Genomic DNA, 23809 nt, shown 5'->3' with positions numbered 1-23809 from the left:
AGAATGGAGTAGATGTGTATGGGGGACAAGTTTAATCCTTGGAAAGTACTGATGATAACGAGCTTAGGTGTTCTTTTAGTCATGATGAATATGAGTACGTTAAATGTAGCGCTTCCCTCGATCACAACGCATTTCCAGGCATCATCTTTAGAAGCGAGCTGGATATTGCTGTCCTACATGCTATTCAATACGGTCTTCATACTAGTTTTTGGGAAGGTCGCGGATTTATTCGGACGTAAAAAGCTTTATATTATCGGCATTGCGAGCTTTACTATATTCAGCTTTTTATGCGGATATGCAACAGATGTTGGCATGCTGATTATTTTAAGGGCACTGCAGGGAATTAGCGGGGCGCTTGTCATAACGAATACGACACCGATGATTGTATCTGCATTTAAAACGGAAAAATTAAGTTCAGCGCTCGGAATTAATGTAGTCGTTTCTTCGATTGCGCAGCTCATCGGACCGGTTGTAGGCGGGTACTTCACCTATATGTTCAACTGGCAATGGGTGTTCTGGTTCAATATCCCAATCGGTGTAATCGGGACGGTTTTAGCAATTTGGATGCTGCCAAAAAACGTAGTGAAGCATTCGAAAATAACGTTCGATTATTATGGAAGCTTACTTATATTAGCAGGTTTAGGCGGATTAATTTATGGGATATCAAGCAGCAGTGAGCTTGGCTGGACGCATATATCCGTTATTGCAGGAATTTCGATTTTCGTACTACTCGCCATTGTATTTTATTTTGTGGAACGCAAGGCGAAGATGCCCGTTGTGAACTTTGCATTATTTCGTCAACAAACCTTTTCAATGGCAAATATGACGACATTTTTAAACTCGCTAGCACGGTCATCGGTTGTTCTGCTAATGGCATTATTTTTCCAAATTATTTACGGGGCGAATGCTTTTCATGCAGGCTTATGGGTATTGCCGATGACGGGAGGAACCGTTGTCGCATCGCTACAGATCGGAAGGCTAAGCAGTTACATACGAACAAGAATGCTAACGACAGCTGGTCTTTTCATTTCAACGATCGGCATGAGCTTACTGGCACTAAACATGCATGTGGAAAGCTCGTTTACCGCATTAATGATCGGCCAGTTCTTAATTGGATTTGGATCAGGGATTTTTATGACCCCGAATACACAGTTAATTATGATGAGTGTCCCAAGTCATTCTACAGGTGTCGCAAACGGACTACGATCGATGCTACAAAATATGGGCGGGGTACTGAGCACGGCGTTAGCGTTAATGATTGTCGTCTCAGCTGTTCCGGATGATTTAAAGGGAGCGGTGTATGCCGGTGCTGCAGCGAACGTTTCGGTAAACGGCTTAGTATTTATTACGAATGGATTCCAGTTGGCATTTATCATTACAACGATGATTACACTATGTGCTGCATTTGCAGCTTTTTGGACAAGAGAACCAACATCACAGGAAAAGGCAGTGGAAGTAGAGGGAAAGCGTGATGTTGCCTAAACTAAAGGAGGAACGAGTATGAAGACGATTATAAAAGGTGGAAATTTAGTTATTCCGTATGAAGGTGTAAAAAGAGCGGATATCATGATAGAGGATGGAATCATTGCAGCAATTGGCAACGATTTAAATGAGCACAATGCCAAAATTATTGATGCAACTGGCAAGCATATTTTCCCGGGCGCAATCGACGGTCATAGTCATTATGGCGTTTACGGCAGCTTAGCGGAGGACTATTACAAAACTTCGCGTTCTTCTGCCATTGGTGGGGTAACGTCAGTCATTAACTTTATGCGCAGCTCCCAATCGTACAAAGATCAGCTACCAACGGAAATCGGGATTGGCGAAAATGAAAGCATCATTGATTTTTGCTTCCACCTAGGTATTATGACGAACAAGCATTTAAAGGAAATGAAATCATACGTCAATGAATTTGGTTCAACTTCCTTTAAATTATATTTAGGCTACCGTGGTCAGGAGCAAAGTCGCTTTGGCACGGACCGCTTATTGGATGATGAACTATTATTGGATATTTTCGCTGAAATGAACAGTATTTCAAAAGATCTTGTATTAGCCATTCATTGCGAAAACGTGGATATGGGGAAACATTATACGAAAAAGTATGAAGACGTAACCGATAAAAACGAATTAATTTTCTTTGAAAAATATAATCCGGACATCGTCGAAACAGAGTCGGTTGTACGCTGTGCGACATTGGCCTTACACTATGATGCAAAAATTACCGTCGTGCATATGAGTGCCGGTACGAGTATGCAGGCATTGGAAAAAATGAAGCATTTCAATCCGGATATCGTCAATGTAGAAACATGTCCGCACTACTTACTCGAAACGGTAGACAATAAGAAAGGCTTAGGGGCAATTGTTAAGCCACCACTGCGATATACGGAAGATAACGAACTGTTATGGGAAGGTATTAAAAAAGGGATTGTGAAGTTTGTCGGAACAGACCACGTATCGATTTTCTGGAAAGATAAATTTAAAAATGGCTATGATATTGATAAAACGGTATTAGGCTTTGGCGGTGCCGAATTCATGTTCCCGCTAATGCTGAGCGAAGGCCATTTCAAACATGGATTACCTTTAGAAAAAATAGCCGAGCTGACAGCTGCAAATACAGCTAAAACATACGGCATGTATCCTCAAAAAGGAACAATCGGAATTGACTCGGACGCTGATTTAGTGCTAGTCGATTTAGAGAAGAAATTAACAATCGATGCGAAAACAATTCCGATCAATTCGGACTACACAATTTACGAAGGCCGAGACGTCCAAGGCTGGCCAGTCATGACAATACGCCGCGGCGAAGTAATCGCAAAGAACGGCAAGGTTGTGGAACCGAAGACAAAAGGCAGATACATTTTCCGCAAAGCAGAGCCGGTGGGGAATGCACCGTTAGTTGAAGCAGCGGTGAATTAAAGGAATGAGAATGAATCGCCCCTTTTAGTAGTGAGGGGCGGTTTGTTTCTTTTTAAGGCCAGTAAAATAAGCGGAGAAATTCCTGTTATTTGCTAGTTGACCGCTGTTTTGGGGTTAAATAAGGGTAAGATTTCCGCTTATCGCTTAAAATATCACACATTTTCATGATTTACAGGTCAATAAGCGGAAAATCTCCCGTTATTTCAGCAGATTTTTAAAAGAAATTAAAAATAAGGGGAATTTCTCCTGTTATTTTCACAGAAAAAGATTGATGAGGTTAAAAGCCAATTACTCCTCCTCAACCTCTATCAAATAAATCCCTTCCTCAAATCCACCGTGCTTTTCTTTTTTGCAACCCGAGTTGTTTCCAAGTCTTTAAAAGTAGCTTCGGGAATAGGGAGTGCAGCATGAATTAGCTCCAAAATTCTTGCATGTCTTCTTCCAATTTCTTCTTGAGCTCTGTTAAGTATTCAGAACAATGGAGTGTACGTGTAGTAAATTTACTTCCTGATCTTTCAATACAAGTTTGTTGTAAACTGGCATTGGATATGTCCCTTCTGTAAATCTTAACAAGTAGAACAGTGCTGGTTTTTAATAAACTAAAAACACACCATTGTCCCGCGTACCTTTCCATCCATAAGGTAACTTTCCTTGTTCGTAAATGACGAACAGTTCATTGTAAAATGGCGGTATTTCCACAAAAGGCTCGTACGCTTTTAGAAGAGCATAATTTAGCACATTAAAAGAAATATCCATCAGTATAGCTCGTTCAGCTAAGTCATATCGGTTTAATGCATCGTGCCAGATGACTTCAAGTTTAGGTAGTTCCTGCTGTTTGAACTGAGCGGTTAGATTATTCCACTCTCTATAGGCAGTAGGATGCTTCTTAGCTAGTATCGCACTTGATTCTTCTCTGTGATGCAATACTAAGTTTTCCCAACTTGTCTTCGTAATTGCTTTCATAATTGCTTCTCTATTTATATTGTTCTCCCCGCAATGAGAAAACCAATCGATTGTATATAGGTATGAAAGGAAATCAGGTGAATGGGATATATTCAAGAAAGTTCCTCCTATTAATTTTTATATTATTGAAGATACTGATTATCCTATACTTGGAAACTAATCCAGTCAATTTAAAAATAAGTGGAGAATTTCCGTCTATTTGCTGGTCGCCCACTGTTTTGAGATTGAATAAGGAAAAAAATTTTGTGAAATGTCGTTATCAATAACCATCTTCATAGATAGCCGAAATTTGGTTAATCTATTAGCAATATAACTTACCAGGAGATGATTAAATGGGTTTCTTTGATTTAAAAGCGACTTGTGGTGTGTGTAATCAACAGGTTGGATTGAATCGATTTAAATTAAGAAAATCAAATGCGTGGATTTGTCCAAGTTGCTTAAAGGAAGCTGGCGGAGCAACGCGTATTAATGTGAACAAAGTAACGATTGAAGAAGTGAAAGCCATTATTCAAGAAAAAGAAGACAAACTGGGTGATGATCCAATGTCATGAGCAGAGAATATGTACCAGTATTGTGTAGACAATCAATTCGGCTCGGGCTTTAATCAAAGTTGGGGAGTAAAGCATTTTAAAGTATTGCAGGATAATTTAATTCGTGATGAAAAAGTATTGATGACTTTTATTGGCTTGCACAATTACAATTCGGTAACAAAGCATGATAGTAATTATGCATACGCCATTACGAACAAGCGCATCCTATTCGGACAAAAGTCAATGACTGGTGAAAAATTCAAAGCAGTCAACCATGAAAGAATTAATGATATCTCTTTTGAAAAAGGGATGGTATTTGGTGTTTTAACAATCGATACACCCCAGGAGAAATTTAAGGTTGGTCTGGATAGCGGTTCTGCCACTGCAATAAATAATGCCATTCATGAAATACTGGATAAATTAAAAACAAGTGACAAAAATGATCACACATCGGTCCCTGTACCTATATCAATTACCGAAGAAATCATAAAATATAAAGAGCTACTAGACGCAGGAATTATAACTCCCGAGGAATTCGAAGCAATGAAAAAGCAACTTTTAGGATTATAGTGTAGTAAGAGAATATGAAGGTGTTGTTAATAATTATTAAAATAGTTATTTTTTCTTTCTAGTTGGAATATAGTTATCGATAATTAGGGTAAGGAGAGATAAGAACAAAAAAAGAGGAAAGGCGGTAATGGGGTAAAAGGAAGCAAGATTGATATTTCTCCATATGTGAAAGATCGTTTTGAATTATTCGAGAAAAGGGTGAGATAATATGAATCAAATTTTCAAAAAAGATGAGTTCATTATTATTCCTTTCTATAAAGGGCGAAAGCAAGAATTTATGGTAGTTAATACGAAGAAGGAATTCAAAAATGGACATACACACTTAAAGTCATTTAAGATGGCCAAGTATTTGATTAATCTTGCACGTTTCCAAAAAATCAATTCCGGATTAAGACCCTATTTATTAACAAGCCTTACAAGAATATCAATGGATCATGAATATATTCAGAAATTAGAGGAGCTTCTAGCCGTCAAACGAAGTAAAGGAACGAAAGCTTCTTATTATAACCGAGCAATTTAAATATAAATAAATAGACCGCTTTTTCAAGAAATTGAAAGAGCGGTCTTTTGCATGTAAATTTGCCTATCAAACCAATTTAAATCATTTTTAATAAAGCCTCTTCACCAATCATACCTTCTTCGATGCCACACGCTCTCGCTTCATGTGTGATGGACTCTAATGGTGCTTTAAGTAAGTCGTCAATTGTTCTGACACCAACTGCACGACCCGCTATAATTTTACGATCGGCCAACTTTTCATTTAAAAGTCCGACATCAAGCGCACCACACATAATGTACCCACGCTCATTCGAAATCGTCAGCAAAGTTGTCTTAGGTAAATGAACAGTTACAGCATAAAATAAATGACCTTGAAGATCAATCGTTTCCGTATAGACGATAACCTTCGCCCCCCTTCATATAAATCATATGAAACAATTGGAAATAGGTACTTGTTTTGGGGGAAATAAGTAGGGTATTTGAAAAAAGCCGGTGCTTGAATTGTATCAAGCACCGGCTTATATAATTACTGACTTTCCCTCAATTGTAAAAATAGATCAGGGAAATGATCCGTTGTTAAAGCATAATATTTATCATAGTTCTCAAAACTTAAAGGGAAATTGATATATGTACGATCCGATTCATCCTTATAAAACTGGATTTTTCTGAAGAAACCATCGTTATCTGTAAACATTAATGACCCTATAAATGAAGTCGGATGTTCCGGACTTGGATTCTTTTCCGCATGCTGCCTCATCAAACTAGTAGTTAAGGATTTTCGTATATCATGTGTCAAATCGATGTAAATAATATTATCTTCCTCCGCGTCTAAAGCTGATAATATAGAAAATGAGAAATCCACGTTATCAGCACTAAACCCACCTATTGTAGATATTTTTGCTTCCTCAGTACTTTCCCCAATTTCTCCATTAAAAAAGATGAACAATCCTACAGAAATAATAACTATTAATAAAGCAACCATGCTAATTTTCTTCATAAGACTTCCTCCTTTACAAAATAACCTTAGCAGAATTTTACAGTATGTCGATAAATTATTTTGTGAAATGGTTGATATTTTTTTATAAGAACCCCTTTATTATATGTAAACTAATTAGTAATAGAGTTTGTTCTGATTAAATCCTAGATAAGCCATGTTAAAATAGAAAAAACGCTTGAAAGGGGGCGGAACGTTGGTAACTCGCCTAAGGCAATCTTTAACAGCAAGACTCATTATTACGATTAGCGGAATCATATTTGCGATTTGTGTGCTGTTTTTATTACTAATCAATCACCATTTAGATGAATCGATACTTGAGGAGATGGGGGAAAAGGCGTTAACGAGTGCTTATTTAATTGCTGAACGTCCAGATATCATTTCCGCATTTTCTACAGAAGACCCCTCTTCCATTCTTCAGCCAATTGCAGAGGAAATCCGACAGCAGATCGGTGCTAGTTTTGTTGTGATTGGGAATGAACAAGGGATTCGATATACTCATCCTGACCCACAAAAGATTGGTCAGTCGATGGTAGGAGGGGACAATGATTCTGCGCTTATTAACAAAGAGCCGATTGTTTCGGTAACAACAGGTTCACTAGGTGAATCCATCCGCGGGAAGGTACCGGTTCTTGTTGACGGCAATGTCGTAGGTATTGTTTCGGTCGGTTTTTTAACTAAAGATATTCAAAGAACCATTGATACCGCATTTTCTGGATGGCTTCAAATAACGCTTCTTGTTGCGGTTTTCGGGATAATTTGTGCAGTACTGTTATCGCTTTATGTAAAAGAACAGCTGCTCGGTATGCAGCCGGCACAAATAGCCAAAGTTTATTCTGCCTATCATACAATTTTAGAGGAAACGACGGATGGAATTATTTTAACGACACTAAATAATGATGTCGTAATCTCAAATTCCCGTGCGAAGGAACTTATTTCATCCCTAAAAGAAGGGATCTCGTTACATACACAGCTTCCTGAAAGGCTTTTTCAAGAAGAGGTGGTTCGTGCTTTGGAAATTCCTTTGCAGCAGCAGGACATGATTATTACAAAGACGCCGTTAAAACATGATAAGCAGCTCGGCTATTTATATATTTTGCGTGCAAAGCTTGAGTATGAAACCGTGATTAATGAGCTGACACTTGTGAAGCAGCAAGCACGGATGCAGCGGGCAAAAACGCATGAATTTGCCAATAAACTGCATGTAATCCTCGGCTTAATAAAAAATGATCATATTGAAGAGGCGATTCAATATATTCGGCAAGAGCAGCAGGATACAACAAAACAGCAGCAAGTACTTGCTGCACAACCTTCTATCCTTATACAAGCATTATTAGAAGGGAAAATTTCAGAGGCTAAGGAGCGAGAAATTACGATAACTATTGAAACTCAAGACGTTTTAATCGATTATAGTGATGAAGAAGTGGATGCATTATTAACCGCGTTAGGCAATGTTCTTCAAAATGCTATGGATGCGTTACATAATACGAACATAGCCGAGAAGCAAATTAACCTTTTTATTCACCAATATAGCCATGAACTGATTATTGAAGTTCATGATAACGGACCTGGTATAGAGGAAGAAACGGCAGAGCATATTTTTACACTCGGCTATACGACAAAGGATGGCTATGATAGGGGTTACGGTTTAGCAATCAGTGAGCAGGCACTGCAAAAGGTGGGCGGCTCCTTATTAATAGAAGAAAGTGACTTAGGCGGAGCTTGCTTTTTAATTATTTTACAAAGGGAGTGATGTAATGGATATTTGGCTGCTAGAAGATGATTTTCGTATTGCGGCGATCCATGCCGACTACATAAAAGCGATACAGCCGGAAGCACAAGTAAAGCAATTTTTAAGTGGTGCATCTTTAATAGAATCGCTCACACATACAACACCTCCAACCGTTCTTTTAATGGATTTATATATTCCGGATGTAAAAGGTTATGATCTTGTTGCCTATGTACGGGCGCATTATCCGGAAATCTATATCATGATGGTAACTGCGGCAGCAGAGCGTGAACATGTCGAAGCATTATTTGCATATAGGGTATTTGATTACATTGTGAAACCGTTCGATGAAGCAAGACTCCAAAAAGCATTTCAGCACCTTCACGTCACACGGTCAGCATTTCAAAAGAAAACGCATTTTACACAGCACGATCTGGATATGCTTTTTAACCGGAACAGCAACAGCAGTGCGGCGACCGAGAAAGCATTGCCAAAAGGGATTGATACATTTACGCTTGATCAGGTCATTCACTTATTTAAAGAGCAAAAATACACAACGCTAACAGCTACCCAGTTAAGTGAAGTAATCGGGACAAGCCGATCCACTGCCAGACGCTATTTAGAATATTTAGTGGAAATGAATGTCCTAGAAACGAAGCTGCTTTACGGAACAGTTGGTCGTCCGGAACGCAATTATGTCCTTCGTGAAACTTATGAACAAAATTAATTTTATTGTATTTATTAAATAAATGATCACATTATTCCTCCATGCACAGAATTGTCATAAAATTATAAGAATTCTAAGCAATGGGGGTTGTTTAATGTTAAGTATTATTGGAATTATCACGATTTTAGTCATTGTCGCGCTGTTAATTAGCGGACGGGTATCACCAATTGTTGCAATGGTCATTCCGCCAGTAATTGCGATGTTTATTGCAGGGTATTCGTTTGATGATTTAGGGGTGTTCTTCGGGGATGGGATTAACTCCGTCATCAGTGTTGCAGTGATGTTTATTTTTGCCATTATCTTTTTCGGAATTATGCAGGATGTCGGGTTATTCGAACCAGTCATCAATAAAATGGTAGCGCTGTCAAAAGGAAATGTCGTACTTGTTGCGATTGTAACGGTTATTGTTGCTGTCATTGCACAGCTAGACGGTTCAGGTGCTTCTACATTTTTAATTTCGATTACGGCGCTATTGCCACTTTATGTTCGACTTGGCATGAATCCGTACTTACTTTTACTATTAGTCGCTGGTTCTGCAGCTATTATTAATATGATTCCTTGGGGTGGTCCATTAGGGCGTGTTGCTTCCGTTCTCGATACAGATGTAACAGAGCTTTGGCATCCATTAATCAAGATTCAGGTGATCGGTGTTGTACTAATGCTACTACTTGCTGTATTTATGGGCTTCCGTGAAAAACGCCTGATTGCAAAACGTGCGCAAACAGGACAAACGTTAAACTTTGATTTAAGTAACAGTATTCTTAACAATGAAGTAGATGAATCATTGAAACGTCCAAAGCTAATTTGGGCAAATGCTATTTTAGCTATTGTTGTTCTTGCCGTGTTAATGTCAGGTCTATTGCCTGCGGGACTAGCCTTCTTAATCGGTGTGGCAATTGCTTTACCGTTAAATTACCGTACACCTAAGGAACAGATGGGACGAATTCAGGCACACGCATCAAACGCCTTAACAATGGCTTCAATCATCATTGCTGCCGGTCTGTTTTTAGGGATTTTAAACGGGACAGGCATGTTAACAGCAATCGCTAATAATGCCGTGAATATCCTGCCTAGCTTTTTAGCGCAGTATCTACATATTATTATCGGTGTATTTGGCGTACCATTTGATTTACTGTTAAGCACAGATGCCTATTACTTTGCCTTGTTCCCGGTCGTGGATCAGATTGGATTAACGTATGGAATCGATTCGTTATCTACAGCATACGCAATGATTATCGGTAACATTGTCGGAACATTCGTTTCTCCACTTGCACCAGCAGTATGGCTAGCACTCGGTCTATCAGGCCTGGAAATGGGCAAGCACTTGAAATTCTCGTTCTTCTGGATGTGGGGATTAAGTATTACACTACTATTCATCGCGGTTTTATTAGGTGTAGTACAGGTTTAAATAGATTGAAATGAAGCTTCTTTTATAAGGGGCTTCATTTTTTTAGGCTTTGGAATTGCTCTGCAACGAATTGTCAATGCAGACAAAAACCTGTCATGAAATTAGATTTCAAATATAAAGAATTTTTATAGTGCCTATCATTAATTCAATAAGAATTTTCTTATTTCAATAATTAATAACCAATATAAGGTATTTTATTATAGAAAAATATCTTAAACTATTAAATTTATGTCATAACAAAGGAAAAAAGGAGGGAAAGGGTTGTAATGATAGTTTTTAAATAATAAACTTAATTTGGAACTATCTAAATATAAAGAAAAGGGGATAATTCATGAAAAAGAATCTATTAGCAAGTTTCTTACTCGTACCAGCATTGTTATTAGGAGCATGTAACAGCGGGGATGAAACAGAAAAGTCATCATCAACTAATTCAGACAAAGAGGTTTATAAAGTAGGTATTGATGTTACATACCCACCATTTGAGTTCGAAAAAGATGGTAAATATGTTGGGATTGATGTGGAATTAATCGAAGCAATTGCTGAAGACCAAGGTTTTGAAGTGGAATTAAAAGCAATGGACTTCAAAGGAATTATCCCTGCATTACAAGCAGGGCAATTAGACGTAGCTATGGGTGGAATGAGTATCACGGAAGAACGTAAAAATGTCGTTGATTTCTCTGAACCTTACTTCGATGCAGGTGTGTCTCTTATTGTAAGTGACGCAAATACAGATATTCAATCTGTAGAAGACCTAAAGGGGAAACGTGTAGCAGTTAAAAAAGGAACAGTTGGCGCAAACTATGCGACTTCTATTGCATCAGAGGTCGGCTTTGAAATGGTGCAGTTTGATGATAGCCCATCGATGTTCTTAGATGTACAAAACGGAAATTCTGTAGCACTATTTGAAGATTACCCAGTAATTTCATATGCAATCGCACAACAAGATTTACCTTTAAAAATTGTTGGTGACCGTCTGAATGACGATCAATATGGGATTGGTGTATTAAAAGGTAAAAATCAAGAAATTCTTGAAAAGATTAATGAAGGTCTAGAAAACTTGAAAGAAAGCGGAGAGTACCAAGAAATTCTAGACAATTATTTAGCTGAATAAAACTCTAAGCACGCATAAAGCGTGCTTATTTTTAAGAGGAGGGAAATACATATGGAAGTGGCAATTGCTGCCTTACCTTACTTACTTGAAGGGTTAAAGATGACTCTTTATATTTTTGTTATTGCTATTGTATTAGGATTTGCTATTGGCCTTGTCGTGGCATTGTTCCGTTTAGCACCTTTAACAATTTTAAATATCATTGCAAAAGTCTTTGTTAATATCATCCGTTGTACACCAATCATTGTACAATTATTCTTCATCTACTTCGGTGTAACAAAGTTTATTCCGATGGATAATATTACAGCAGGGATCCTTGCGATTTCATTGAATGCCGGCGCTTATTTTTCTGAAATTATTCGTGCTGGAGTACAATCGATTGATAAAGGACAAACAGAAGCAGCTCGTTCACTTGGCCTTTCAGGATTTCAAACGATGAAGGACATTATTATGCCACAAGCACTTAGAAGAATGCTTCCTACCTTTACGAACCAAGCGATTATTAGTTTGAAAGATACATCGCTATTATCTGTTATCGGTATAGCCGACTTAACTCAAAAAGGGGACATACAGGCTTCTGCTACTTTTGCTGCGTTTGAAATTTGGTTAACTGTTGGAGCAATCTACTTTGTGATTTTATATGCGTTAACATTGTTTAGTAATTATCTTGAAGGGAGAATGGCCCTGCGATGAGCATTATTACCGTAAATAACCTTAAAAAATCATTTGGGGAATTAGAAGTTTTGAAAGACATTTCCACTGAAATCCAAGAAAAAGAAGTTGTCTGTGTCATCGGGCCATCGGGTTCAGGAAAAAGTACCTTTTTACGTTGTTTGAATCGCCTTGAAGAAATTTCAGGCGGAGATGTCATTGTAAACGGTCATGCGATTTCCACTAAAAATGCAAACTTAAATCAAATTAGACAAGAAGTAGGAATGGTTTTCCAACAGTTTAATTTATTTCCGCACAAAACTGTATTACAAAATATCACATATGCTCCGCTAAAATTAAAAGGGTTAACGAAAGACCAGGCTAATGAGCGGGGAATGGAACTGTTGAAAAAAGTTGGTTTAGTAGAGAAAGCAAATGCATATCCTGCTGAATTATCAGGTGGGCAACAACAGCGTGTGGCTATTGCACGTGCACTTGCCATGCAACCGAAAATCATGTTATTTGATGAACCAACGAGTGCACTAGATCCTGAAATGGTTGGGGATGTTCTGGATGTCATGAAAGACTTGGCAAAAGAAGGAATGACAATGATTGTCGTAACACATGAAATGGGCTTTGCGAAAGAAGTAGCGGACCGTGTTATTTTCATGGATGGTGGCTATATCGTTGAAGAAAACAATCCGATCGCGTTGTTTGAAACACCACAAGAAGAAAGAACAAAAGCTTTTTTAGGAAAAGTATTATAGACAGCATGACAGATGCCGGTTCGTACAAAAAGTACGAACCGGTTTTATTTTTGGAGCTTTAAGCGGTAGTACTTGATTAAACAATAATAAAAGTCAGGTCGATAAAATTTACATTATTTGTTAAAAATAGGGTAGAATAGGATGGGTATCTAATAACATAGGGTTAATTTTACGGGGGAATGGTATGTTAGTTATCGGTTTATTATTTTACATAATAATTAGTTTGTCTTTTGTGGCTTTCATTGTTTTTATAGCTTATTTAATACAACCGAAAGGGGCTGTTGGAGAACGGAGGGTTAGCAAATTGCTTGAAAGTTTAGGTGAGGAAGCTATGATATTCAATGACCTATATATACCGAAGAAGGATGGTGAAATGACACAGGTCGATCATGTTTTACTGTCGGCTTACGGTCTGTTTGTAATCGAAACTAAAAATTATAAGGGCTGGATTTTTGGCGGTGAGACCCAAAGGAACTGGACTCAAACAATTTATAAAAAGAGATCACGGTTTTATAATCCGGTGATGCAAAATAACACACATCTAAAAGCGTTACAGCACCATTTAAATATGGATGTGCCGGTACATTCAATTATAGTTTTTTCGGATGCTGCAACATTCAAATTTAAGGAGCCCTTTCAAACAGCACATGTAATTCAAACAAAACATTTAAAACGGACAATTGAACAATATAAAACACAGGAAATTTCAGCGGAGCAACTGATACGAATTTCGAAGCTCCTAAATGCCCTAATTCCAAAAACGAAGCAGCAAAAGAATGAAATTAAAAAACAACACTTGGAGCATGTGAAGGAGATTGTTAATTCTAAAAAGAAAAAAGTGAATGCGGTGAAAACCGAGCCGATTACTATAGATCGAGTTGTTATGGAGCCAGCTAGTAGTACTTCAGTTGACACTTGTCCAAAATGCGGCAGTAATTTAGTATTGCGAAATGGTAAGTATGGATCATTTTATGGTTGTAATGGCTTTCCGAAGTGCAGGTATACGAGGAACCACGATTTCAACTTAAATAGGAGTCACCTCTAATTCGAGAATCATCAAATAATATACTATAAACAATTCTAGCGAGTGAAAAATAATTCGTCTTTCCGAATTTTTCATTTGCTAGTTTTTTAATGGATTGCCAAGTACCTTTCATAAAGGCATTTTAGCTATAACTATCATTTTCTTAACAACTAATTTAATAATTTAATCATTTCTCGTCATATTTTAACAGAATATTAATAATTATATGATAATATGTTGGTAAGTTAGTTAGCCTTTGCTATTTAACTTAAATTAAAATGCTAGGAGGAGAAAAATGGTTAAAAATCGAAATACACGTTTACTTTTTTCATGGGTACTTATTGTTTTCATTTTAATTACGCCACTTCAATCTACAGTAACAAATGCATCTACTGGGGACGGTTCATGGTCTTCGCCTTATTCTGTTTCTCAGGCAATCAGCAATCAAAACAGCTCCGCAAAAACTGTTAAAGGGTATGTAGTTGGACAACCAACATCCCAAACGACAGTGCTTAAAAGTAATTTTCCAAATGACTATGCATTAGCTTTAGCAGATAGTGCGACAGAAACTAATACGGCTAAAATGATTTATGTACAAATCCCTTCATCTTTCCGATCCTCATATGGATTAAAGTCCAATCCTTCGTTAATGGGGAAATCTTTAAAAGTCACAGGAACAATGTCAGCCTACTTTTCACATCCTGGATTAAAAGACGGTACTGCCTTTACAGTACAGGAGGGTGGCACTGTAAATCCTGGACCAACACCAACTCCTCCGTCTAATAGCTATTATGATGCGGCTTACGGAAAAACTGGGGAAGCGTTAAAAACAGCTTTGCACAATATAATTGATGATCATACAGAGATTTCTTATTCAAATGTTTGGACTGCACTGCGAGAAACCGATGAAGATCCGTACAATCCTAATAATGTCATCCTTCTTTATACGGGACGCTCACAAAGTGAACTTACAAACGGTGGCAATGCGAATGACTGGAACAGGGAACATGTTTGGGCAAAATCGCACGGAGACTTCGGCACATCAATGGGGGCAGGGACAGACTTGCATCATTTGCGACCAACCGATGCGAGCGTCAACAGTTCGAGAAGTAACCTCGATTTCGATAACGGGGGTAATGAGCATTCAGAGGCAAGAGGAAATTATTATGACTCTGATTCATGGGAGCCAAGAGATAGTGTAAAGGGAGACGTTGCCCGTATGCTGTTTTATATGGCGGTTCGTTATGAAGGGGACAGCGGAGAGCTTGACTTGGAATTAAATAACCGTGTAAACAATGGCTCAGCTCCTTATCATGGCAAACTTTCTGTATTGCTTCAATGGCATAAAGAGGATCCGGTAGATAATTTCGAACGTACAAGAAATGAGATAATCTACACAGACTACCAGCACAACCGCAATCCATTTATCGATCATCCTGAGTTTGCTTCAGCGATTTGGGAATAATAAATTTATTATAAAGAATGTACTCTCCTGCAAAGGGGAGTATTTTTATTTAGGAAGACAATTTGTAGATAAGCACTGTCTTTTGCCTTAACAATTTCTACCGATTATAATGAAACGATAGTTAGATATAAGGATAATAATTTAATGATATTGTGTTGCTAAGTAATAGATTTCATTTCTAATAGGAGTGGGGAATTTGAATTACTGGTACAAAAAAATTATAGGTATAATAGGATTCTTAATTGCTTTCAGTTACGTTATCTATTTCTTAGTAAAAAGTGAGGTTTTACTCCATCTTTTAACGGTATTAATAGTTCTATTTTTAGTATTAGTCTTACCACAATTAGAAAAGCGAGTTTTAATTTTAAATTTAACGATGTTATTAGCAATTTTGTATATGCTGAAGGACTCTTCGGTTAATAATTCTTTTCTTACAATGGGTATTCGTTCAAACTTACCCCTATTTAGCATCATTGTTATAACCCCATTATTAGGGATTTTAATAAGTACCGGAGATTATATTCAAGCTTTAAAGCAAAAAACAAATAAAATTTGGAATAATATGTATTTGTTTTATTGGTGGATGACCTTTTCAACACATGGCCTGGGTGTACTATTAAATGTAGGTTCAATTACAATTAATCATCAACTGATGGATGTAGCTAATATACACAATAAAAAAATAGTCGGATCAATTTTAAATCGGGCATTTATTACAACGATGTTTTGGTCTCCATATTTTGCTGCAATGGCATTGGTTTTAACAAACTTAAATTTACAATGGACGGATGTTGGGTGGCAGGCATTATTATTTACATTCATAGTGTTAGTAGGTAACTTCTTTATAAATTATAAAGACTTAAAGGATGAACAAACTTTAAAAAATAATATATTAAATACAGATATAAATATAAATGATTTGGAGAGTTCAAAGAAAGTTGGGGAATTACTTTTTGTTTTAGGAAGTATGGTTACCATAACATTTTTTTTGAATAGCCTCTTTTTACATAGTATGGTTATATCTATTTGCATTGTAGCTTTGATTTATCCTATGGTTTGGTGTTCAATAAAACAAAAATTCATTTTATATAAAGCTGCATTTAAGTCGCATTTATTCATAGTAATTCCAAACATGAAGCAAGAACTTTCTCTCTATTTAATTGCAGGGTTGTTTGGAACAGTCTTCATTCATTCTATCTGGAAGGATAAATTACTAGAATTTTTAATAGGGAATTTTGGCGATTATCCGATTGCATTTATTTTAGTAGTAATTTTATTCATTATGGGTTTTGCGTTAATTAGTATTCCACCAATAGTCACAGTAACTTTATTAAGTACTAGTGTTGATCCAGTTCTATTTGGCATGAGTATAGAAATATTTGCATTAACATTGTTATTTAGTTGGGGAGCAGTAACCTCAATAGCTCCAACAACTTCTGTAAGCAGTATTTTAAGTGCAAGATTAAATATTCCCATAACAACTGTATCTTTAAAATGGAATTTAAAATTTTTTTTAATGCTTATTTTTTTAATTCCTATATACTTGAGTTTATTTTTATAAAAAATTTTTTTAGAGATGAGATTTTTCTATTAATAAAAAGGGATAGTTGTGAATATTATTTTCTTAGATGTGTTGAATTCTTAAATGTATATTATTCTCTTTTAAGCACTTTTCTTGTTGACAAAGAGGGGTATTTTATTTATTCTAAGTTTAAATAAACAAATTATTCTAAATAAAAAAATATTGAATTATTTACTGTTTGATTGCTTGGGAGAAGATAGTGTATGGACACTGTACTAGTAACCGGATATTCTAAAGCACCACAAGGTACATCAATGTATGAAGTTTACAAACATGTCGGAATTATATTAGAAATAGATCCAAAAACAAATATTATTCAAAATGCATCCTTTACTTTTGTTTCCAGTTTAACTACCGAATTTTTTGGTGAAATGGTAAAGGGCTATGATTTGAGTGATGGGATAGAGTATTTGATAGAGGAAATTAAAAATCGGTATTTAGCTCCATCACAACAGGCTGTAATTGTTGCTTTAAAAGCTGCAAATCAAAGATATTGGGATTATAAAAATAAATAAAATGCGGTTTTTTTGCGATAAGAAAAACTAAACCTTTTCTTATACTAACCATAAAAACTTAGCGATTGTAACTAGAATTAACCACTATGGTTATTTTGTGTTGCGATTTGCTAAGTTTTTTTTATTGGAGGAATAATATTGACTATACTATTTAATGGACTGAGAACTGGATTTACACCAAGTGTAAAGGTATTTGATTTTCGTCAACCCAATGATGTTATAGCAACAGTAATTTTAAATTTGTTAGCAACTACCGTTGTATCACCAAATGATATTGATGAACTAATTATTATTAAAAATCCTGAACTTGAGTTGGATGTGGAGTATATCAAAAGTGCAATCGATCTGGAAAAAAGTGCAGAGGTAATAGTGAAAAATGAAATGAGTCTCACCGATTTTTTAACTAATTATTCTAATAAAAATACATTGTTAACCGTAATAAATAAGTTTGACAATGGGATTTTAGATCAAGATGCATTTATACCTTTACAAAATGAATTTGCTTTTGTAGAGAAGGTTGGAATAGAAATTAGTGCCGGCAATATACAACGTTACTGGTTTGAGGATTACACAATGAGTAATCAAGAATCCGTATTCAGTTCAAATGTTGTGATGACTTTATTTTTTAGCAAAAGCGATTATATAAGCGAGAGTAATAGGGAAGTCTTCAACCTTATAATGCATGAAGATCTGGAAAAAGGAGATTTAGATTTCAGCAAGTTGGAAAGGGTCCTACAACTCGAATTTGAATCGGTTTTAGAGGCTGATTACTTGGATTATCAAAATTTTTTAGCCCTTGAAACTGCCTTCAGCAAATTAAAGATTAATAAGAAGATAGAAGAGCCTAACTCCATACATTATGGGAATTCTCCTCATTTAAATGGGATAAGAGCGTTATTATCGCTTTATCATAAACTTGCTACAACTCAAATAAGTAGCGGATTAGTGTTTGTAGAAGAAAAAAAGAGCTGGAAGGTTATCCAAGTTCAAAAAAGGGGTGAATAGCATGGTAGTAATAGCCGAAATTGAAAATCATGTTGGCTATATCACTTTAAATCGACCAGATGCCTATAACGCATTGAGTACGAATTTAATGGAGCTGCTGAAAGAAGAGTTAGAGTTATTTGAATCAAATGATGACGTGCATTGCATTGTTTTAAAAGCGAACGGTGAACACTTTAGTACTGGTGCTGATATTAAAGAATTTGGACAACAAACACAAAATAATGAGGCGATTGAGTATCGAGCAAAATTAACTAAGAGTATACATCAGCAAATTCCGAGTTTGAAAAAGGTCATTATTAGTTCTGTAAAAGGTTATACATTAGCGGGGGGCTGTGGAATTGCATTAGCTTGTGATTTGGTTATCGCTGCCGAAAATACAATGTTCTCTTATCCAGAAATTAATAGAGGCTTTGTGCCAGCAATCGTAACGCCAAACTTAACAAAAATTAGTCATAGAAAAAAAGCATTTGAAATGTTAATTACTGGTGATCGATATAGCGCAAAGGATCTTTTAGTTGCCGGTATGATTAATACGGTGGTAGCTCCTGATAAGTTAGAGGAAGAAACTAAAAAACTTGCAGAAAAAATTGCTTCACATAAACCTCAATCTTTAGCAATGACGAAAAGCTTATTTTATGAAGCAACTGATATGAACCTCATTCAAGGAATAGAATATGCAAAAGATTTTAATATTAAAATGCGAAAATCCGATGAATTTAAACAAGGAGTACAGCAATTTTTGGAAAGGAAGTAATGTATTGTTTAAAAAAATAATGATTTTAAATCGAGGCGCAATTGCAGTTAGAATTTTAAGAACTTTAAAAGAAATGAATATTAATAGTTTAGTCGTTTATTCAACAGCAGATAAAGACCTACCTTATGTGAAGGAAGCGGATGAAGCAGTAGAACTTGAAGGAAATACCGCCCAAGAAACATATTTAAATCAGGATAAAATTATTGGAATAATCAAAGAGTTCAAGGTGGACGCGGTTCACCCTGGCTATGGGTTTCTAGCTGAAAATACCTCGTTTGCGAGAAAGCTAGATGAAATCGGAGTCAAATTTATTGGACCGAGCACAAAGTTAATTGATTTAATGGCAGATAAAAATCGTGCGCGGAACACTATGGCTCAGTATTCCATGCCAATCGGTGCTGGATCGGACCGTTTACCAGATGACGAAGAAGAAGTGAAGCGTATTGCAAATGGAATTGGCTATCCTGTGTTAATTAAGCCATGTAATGGTGGTGGCGGAATTGGCATGATTCCGGTTTATAAAGAAGAAAAACTTTTAAAAAGTATACAAAAGGCGAAATCAATGGCAGAAAAATTCTTCTCAGATGATGGGATCTATTTAGAAAGCTACCTAGAGAACCCAAGACATATTGAAATTCAAATTTTAGGTGATTTAGAAGGAAATGTCGTCAACCTCTTTGAACGGGACTGCTCCATTCAACGCCGCCATCAAAAAATTATTGAGGAATCTCCTGCTCCCAACATAGAGAGAGCCGAATTAAACGATGTATTAGAAAAAGTAACAGCTTCTATACAGGAACTTGGTTATGACAATGTTGGAACAGTTGAGTTATTGCGTGGAAGTAATGGCAATTATAGTTTTTTAGAAATTAATACCCGGCTTCAAGTAGAACATGCTGTTACAGAGGAAATTGTGGATATTGATTTAGTAAAGTCTCAGATTTTATCCGCAGCAGGCGCAAGTTTAGTGACTATTTTACCTGATGAAATAACCCAAAGAAATCATGCTATTGAAGTAAGGATTTATGCAGAAGATCCAGTTACATTTTATCCTTCGCCTGGTGTACTAGAAGTATTTGAATTACCTGATGAGGAAGGAATCCGCGTAGAAACAGGATTTACCAAAGGCAACAAAATTACACCGTATTATGACCCAATGATTGCAAAAATAATTGTAAAAGCGTTAGACCGAACACAAGCAATTAACCAATTGATTGCCTATTTACAAAAGGTGAAAATCGAAGGCTTAAAAACAAATGTACCGTTTTTATTATTTGCTTTAAATTCATCTCAATTTAGAGCTGGTAACGTTACAACTAAATTAACAGATGAGTTGGTAGAACAATTTAAAAATGAACTTATTAAACATTAAAGGAGAGATATTATGTCAATCGAAGTTAAATCCCCAATGACGGGCTCAGCATGGAAGGTGTTAGTAACTGTAGGACAAGAAGTAGAAGAAGATCAGGAAGTAATTATTTTAGAGTCAATGAAAATGGAGATTCCTATTCTAGCACCAGAAGATGGCATCATTAAAGAGGTTCATATTGCAGAAGGCAATTCTGTTTCTGAAGGTGACGTAGTTGTTGTAATGGAAGAATTATAATTAGTTTAAATAAACTGAGGTGATTAAATGAACTCGAACAATATTAAAATGGAAGAAAAAAATTTGGAAGCCTTAGCAAAGGATCTTCTCGATATCAAAAAAGAATATGAGCAAATGGGTGGAGAAAAATATATTGAAGCCCAGCATCATGCAGGCAAATTAACTGCACGTGAGCGGATTGATTACCTTTTAGATGAAGGTACATTTAAAGAAATGGGGATTTTAGCACACCATCAAAATTCACATCCAACGATGCAGGGAAAATACACACCGGCAGATGGTGTAATTGCCGGAAGAGGTCTGATTAACGGAAGGCAAGTCTGTATTGTTGCTCATGATTACACAGTATTAGCAGGTGCAATTGGTAAAACATCGGAGACAAAAGTATCACGTGTCCGTGAATGGTCTTTACGCAATCGAATTCCAATGATTTGGTTAGTGGATTCTGCCGGTGTACGTGTACAGGAGTCAATTGGCTCTTTATTTGCAGGCAACGGCCGCCAATTTTTTGATCAAGTAAAAATGTCCGGAGTTGTGCCGTTGATTTGCGCAATGATGGGACCAGGTATTGCTGGAACAGCATATTTACCAGCTTTGGCGGATTTTGTTCCCATGGTAAAAAAGACGAGTTATATGGCATTAGGTGGACCGCACTTAGTAAAAACCATTGTAGGTGAGGATGTAGACGATCAATCGTTAGGTGGTTCTAAAGTTCACACTCAAGAAAGCGGCGTTGCGGATATAGAAGTGAAGGATGATTACGAATGTCTAGATACAATCAAAAAGTACCTTTCATTCTTCCCGTCACATTCAGGAGAACAGCCACCAATCTATGATGTCGACGTAAATGAAAAAATTGCACGTTCAGAGAAAATTTATGAAATCGTTTCCACAAGTCCTAAAAAGGTCTACAACATGTATGACGTAATTTCAGAACTAGTAGATGATGGGGATTACTTACCGATGAAGCCTAAGTGGGCAAAAAACATGGTTACAGCATTTGGTAAAATTGGCGGCATCCCAGTCGGTATCGTTGGAAACCAACCTATGCATTTAGGGGGGGCAATTGATGGAGATGCAGCTGATAAAGCAGCAAGATTCATTAATATATGCGATTCATTTAATATTCCACTTGTATTTTTACAAGACGTTCCAGGCTTTATTGTTGGATCAAAAGTTGAAAAAGCGGGAATCATTCGCCACGGTGCGAAAATGCTTCATGCTGTTGCAGAAGCAACTGTTCCAAAATTTACAGTTATTTTAAGAAAAGCATATGGAGCTGGTTACTTTGTAATGAACGGGAAAGCGTTCGAGCCGGATTTAATTGTAGCTTGGCCAACTGCAGAAATTAGCGTAATGGGTGCTGAAGGGGCTGCCAGTATTTTATATCATAAACAAATTCGTAACTCAGAGGATCCGAAAGAGGCATTAGCTGACTATGCAAATCAGTTTAGAGAATTAATCGATGTAAAAATTGCTGCATCCAATATGTTAATTGACGATGTAATCGATCCGGCAGAAACAAAATTAGAACTCTATTATGCATTAATCTCTTCTACAAATAAACAAGTAGAGCGACCACATAAGAAAAATAGTGTTCGTCCAGTGTAGGGGTGCCTTATGACGCAAATTATTTTAAATGAATGTTGGGCACGTGATGGGTTACAGAATCAGCCGAATTTTATCGAGACAGAGGATAAGTTGAAAATGCTTCAAAAGATTGCTGATGCAGGGTTCAAACGAATTGAAGCAACTTCCTTTAGTCATCCTAAATATGTGCCTCAGTTCAAGGATTCGGAAGAGTTGCTAAGTAAGCTTTCTCATATTCCAGGAGTAGAGTTTAAAACGACTTGCGTGAACCGTAAAGCACTCGATCGAGCTATTCACGCTAAAAATTTAGGCTATCCAGTAGATGAAATTAGTTTTGTCATGGCAGCAAGCAATGAGTACAACAAAATTAATGTAAATATGGAAAACGAAAAACTATTAAAAGCGATTACCGAAAACATATTAGTCGCACAGCAAGAGCAATTTAATAGCATTTTAGTAAGTATATCAACGGCATTTGGATGTAAATTTCAGGGTGAGGTGAAGAAAGAAGAAGTTTTAAAGCTTGTAAACAATTTCGCCGAGACCGGAATTCAAAAATTCGCAATCTCAGACACTATGGGCGTTGCAAATCCAAAGCAGTCAAAAGAATTATTCCAAATATTAAAACAGAATTTTCCTGAATTAACTTTCATCGCTCACTTTCATGACACAAAAGGTTGGGGAATAGCAAACAGCTTTGCAGCATTAGAAGTAGGGATTACTCATTTTGATGTAAGTTTAGGCGGGATTGGGGGACCACCTGCTGAACGAATAGTTGACCGCACCCAAGCGACAGGGAATATTTGCACAGAAGATTTTGTATTCATGCTGCATGATATGGGATTTAAAACAGGTATTGATGAAGCAAAGTTGATGGAAATAGGACGCCTATCAGAGCACTTATTAGGTCGACAAAGATCTTATTTATTAGAACGAATTTAGGAGGAGAAAATATGGCACGTTATTTTGAGGAATTTGAAATTGGTGAAAAATTTGTTAGCCCGGCTCGGACAGTAACAGAAACAGATATCGTATTATTTGCAGGTTTATCAGGTGATTATAATCCGCTACATACAGATAGCGAGTTTTCCAAAGATACAATTTACGGCGAAAAAATTGCACACGGCTTACTCGGACTTTCTATTTTAACAGGTTTAAGTACACGATTAGGGATTTTCGACGGAACTGCAATCGCTTTTTTAGGTATTAACGATTGGAAATTTTTAAAGCCTGTGTTAGCGAACGACACGATCCATTTTGAAATGGAAGTTATCGAAAAGCGTGAAACATCGAAAGCAGACCGCGGCATCATTTTCCGTAAGTTTGAACTGTACAATCAACGGAAGGAAGTTATTCAATCAGGCGTACTGCCTATTATGTTGAAGAGGAAGTAAGGGGGAGGGCTAT

General features: G+C 36.7%; 25 protein-coding genes. 22 read left to right on the top strand and 3 right to left on the bottom strand.

Annotated features, from left to right (window positions below; translation table 11 throughout):
• Positions 1-18: 18 nt before the first annotated feature.
• Both NYE67_RS15970 and NYE67_RS15965 read left to right on the top strand, forming a co-directional pair.
• On the top strand, positions 19-1482 hold the full coding sequence (locus NYE67_RS15970; RefSeq protein WP_340730494.1) for an MFS transporter: 1464 nt from the start codon (positions 19-21) through the stop codon (positions 1480-1482).
• Positions 1483-1500: 18 nt separating this feature from the next.
• The gene (locus tag NYE67_RS15965; protein WP_340730493.1) at positions 1501-2916 is read left to right on the top strand and encodes a dihydroorotase; all 1416 of its coding nucleotides are present in this window, start codon (positions 1501-1503) and stop codon (positions 2914-2916) included.
• Between the two features lie 591 nt (positions 2917-3507).
• Here the strand turns inward: NYE67_RS15965 and NYE67_RS15960 are convergent.
• On the bottom strand, positions 3508-3975 hold the full coding sequence (locus NYE67_RS15960; RefSeq protein WP_340730492.1) for a hypothetical protein: 468 nt from the start codon (positions 3973-3975) through the stop codon (positions 3508-3510).
• 236 nt (positions 3976-4211) lie between these two features.
• Here NYE67_RS15960 and NYE67_RS15955 point away from each other — a divergent pair, with 236 nt between their 5' ends.
• From NYE67_RS15955 to NYE67_RS15945, 3 genes are all read left to right on the top strand, one after another.
• The gene (locus NYE67_RS15955) at positions 4212-4430 is read left to right on the top strand and encodes a DUF4428 domain-containing protein (RefSeq protein WP_340730491.1); all 219 of its coding nucleotides are present in this window, start codon (positions 4212-4214) and stop codon (positions 4428-4430) included.
• A 9-nt stretch (positions 4431-4439) separates the two neighbouring features.
• Positions 4440-4979, top strand: coding sequence for a PH domain-containing protein (locus NYE67_RS15950; protein ID WP_340730490.1), 540 nt, complete (start codon positions 4440-4442; stop codon positions 4977-4979).
• A 208-nt stretch (positions 4980-5187) separates the two neighbouring features.
• Positions 5188-5499, top strand: coding sequence for a hypothetical protein (locus NYE67_RS15945; RefSeq protein WP_340730489.1), 312 nt, complete (start codon positions 5188-5190; stop codon positions 5497-5499).
• Positions 5500-5575: 76 nt separating this feature from the next.
• Here the strand turns inward: NYE67_RS15945 and NYE67_RS15940 are convergent, their stop codons facing one another.
• Both NYE67_RS15940 and NYE67_RS15935 read right to left on the bottom strand, forming a co-directional pair.
• Positions 5576-5878 carry a YunC family protein gene (locus tag NYE67_RS15940; RefSeq protein WP_340730920.1) on the bottom strand — a complete coding sequence of 101 codons (303 nt, stop codon included), beginning with the start codon at positions 5876-5878 and terminating at the stop codon, positions 5576-5578.
• Between the two features lie 125 nt (positions 5879-6003).
• Positions 6004-6474, bottom strand: coding sequence for a hypothetical protein (locus NYE67_RS15935; RefSeq protein ID WP_340730488.1), 471 nt, complete (start codon positions 6472-6474; stop codon positions 6004-6006).
• A 193-nt stretch (positions 6475-6667) separates the two neighbouring features.
• Between NYE67_RS15935 and NYE67_RS15930 the strand changes: the two genes are divergently transcribed.
• The 17 genes from NYE67_RS15930 (at position 6668) to NYE67_RS15850 (ending at position 23796) form a co-directional block, all read left to right on the top strand.
• Entirely contained in the window at positions 6668-8224 is a 1557-nt protein-coding gene (locus NYE67_RS15930) for a sensor histidine kinase (RefSeq protein ID WP_340730487.1), read from the top strand.
• Positions 8225-8228: 4 nt separating this feature from the next.
• Positions 8229-8927 carry a response regulator gene (locus NYE67_RS15925; protein ID WP_340730486.1) on the top strand — a complete coding sequence of 233 codons (699 nt, stop codon included), beginning with the start codon at positions 8229-8231 and terminating at the stop codon, positions 8925-8927.
• A 94-nt stretch (positions 8928-9021) separates the two neighbouring features.
• Positions 9022-10335 carry a CitMHS family transporter gene (locus NYE67_RS15920; RefSeq protein ID WP_340730485.1) on the top strand — a complete coding sequence of 438 codons (1314 nt, stop codon included), beginning with the start codon at positions 9022-9024 and terminating at the stop codon, positions 10333-10335.
• A 331-nt stretch (positions 10336-10666) separates the two neighbouring features.
• Complete coding sequence (locus tag NYE67_RS15915; protein WP_340730484.1) at positions 10667-11446, top strand: transporter substrate-binding domain-containing protein; 780 nt, start codon at positions 10667-10669, stop codon at positions 11444-11446.
• Between the two features lie 51 nt (positions 11447-11497).
• Positions 11498-12136: an amino acid ABC transporter permease gene (locus NYE67_RS15910; protein WP_340730483.1), complete on the top strand. Its 639-nt coding sequence runs from the start codon at positions 11498-11500 to the stop codon at positions 12134-12136.
• Positions 12133-12861, top strand: coding sequence for an amino acid ABC transporter ATP-binding protein (locus NYE67_RS15905; protein ID WP_340730482.1), 729 nt, complete (start codon positions 12133-12135; stop codon positions 12859-12861). The genes NYE67_RS15910 and NYE67_RS15905 overlap by 4 nt, the downstream gene beginning before the upstream one ends.
• A 184-nt stretch (positions 12862-13045) precedes the next feature.
• Positions 13046-13906: an NERD domain-containing protein gene (locus NYE67_RS15900; RefSeq protein ID WP_340730481.1), complete on the top strand. Its 861-nt coding sequence runs from the start codon at positions 13046-13048 to the stop codon at positions 13904-13906.
• A gap of 274 nt (positions 13907-14180) precedes the next feature.
• Positions 14181-15350: an endonuclease gene (locus NYE67_RS15895; protein WP_340730480.1), complete on the top strand. Its 1170-nt coding sequence runs from the start codon at positions 14181-14183 to the stop codon at positions 15348-15350.
• 196 nt (positions 15351-15546) lie between these two features.
• On the top strand, positions 15547-16911 hold the full coding sequence (locus tag NYE67_RS15890) for a hypothetical protein (RefSeq protein WP_340730479.1): 1365 nt from the start codon (positions 15547-15549) through the stop codon (positions 16909-16911).
• 224 nt (positions 16912-17135) lie between these two features.
• Positions 17136-17447 (top strand): DUF3870 domain-containing protein, encoded by a 312-nt coding sequence (locus NYE67_RS15885; RefSeq protein ID WP_340730478.1) that lies wholly within the window; start codon positions 17136-17138, stop codon positions 17445-17447.
• 138 nt (positions 17448-17585) lie between these two features.
• Positions 17586-18452 (top strand): hypothetical protein, encoded by an 867-nt coding sequence (locus NYE67_RS15880; protein WP_340730477.1) that lies wholly within the window; start codon positions 17586-17588, stop codon positions 18450-18452.
• Position 18453: 1 nt separating this feature from the next.
• Positions 18454-19206 carry an enoyl-CoA hydratase/isomerase family protein gene (locus tag NYE67_RS15875; protein WP_340730476.1) on the top strand — a complete coding sequence of 251 codons (753 nt, stop codon included), beginning with the start codon at positions 18454-18456 and terminating at the stop codon, positions 19204-19206.
• Between the two features lie 4 nt (positions 19207-19210).
• Entirely contained in the window at positions 19211-20578 is a 1368-nt protein-coding gene (locus tag NYE67_RS15870; RefSeq protein WP_340730475.1) for an acetyl-CoA carboxylase biotin carboxylase subunit, read from the top strand.
• 12 nt (positions 20579-20590) lie between these two features.
• Positions 20591-20812, top strand: a complete 222-nt coding sequence (locus NYE67_RS15865) for a biotin/lipoyl-containing protein (RefSeq protein WP_340730474.1) — start codon at positions 20591-20593, stop codon at positions 20810-20812.
• 27 nt (positions 20813-20839) lie between these two features.
• Positions 20840-22423, top strand: a complete 1584-nt coding sequence (locus NYE67_RS15860; protein WP_340730473.1) for an acyl-CoA carboxylase subunit beta — start codon at positions 20840-20842, stop codon at positions 22421-22423.
• 9 nt (positions 22424-22432) lie between these two features.
• Entirely contained in the window at positions 22433-23344 is a 912-nt protein-coding gene (locus NYE67_RS15855; RefSeq protein ID WP_340730472.1) for a hydroxymethylglutaryl-CoA lyase, read from the top strand.
• An 11-nt stretch (positions 23345-23355) separates the two neighbouring features.
• A complete protein-coding gene (locus NYE67_RS15850) occupies positions 23356-23796 on the top strand; it encodes a MaoC family dehydratase (RefSeq protein ID WP_340730471.1) in 441 nt (146 codons plus the stop codon).
• Positions 23797-23809: the final 13 nt, after the last annotated feature.

This window comes from Solibacillus sp. FSL W8-0474 (assembly GCF_038004065.1).
Taxonomy (GTDB): domain Bacteria; phylum Bacillota; class Bacilli; order Bacillales_A; family Planococcaceae; genus Solibacillus; species Solibacillus faecavium.
Note: the sequence above shows the minus strand (reverse complement) of the source record. Positions and strands in the feature narration are given on the sequence as shown.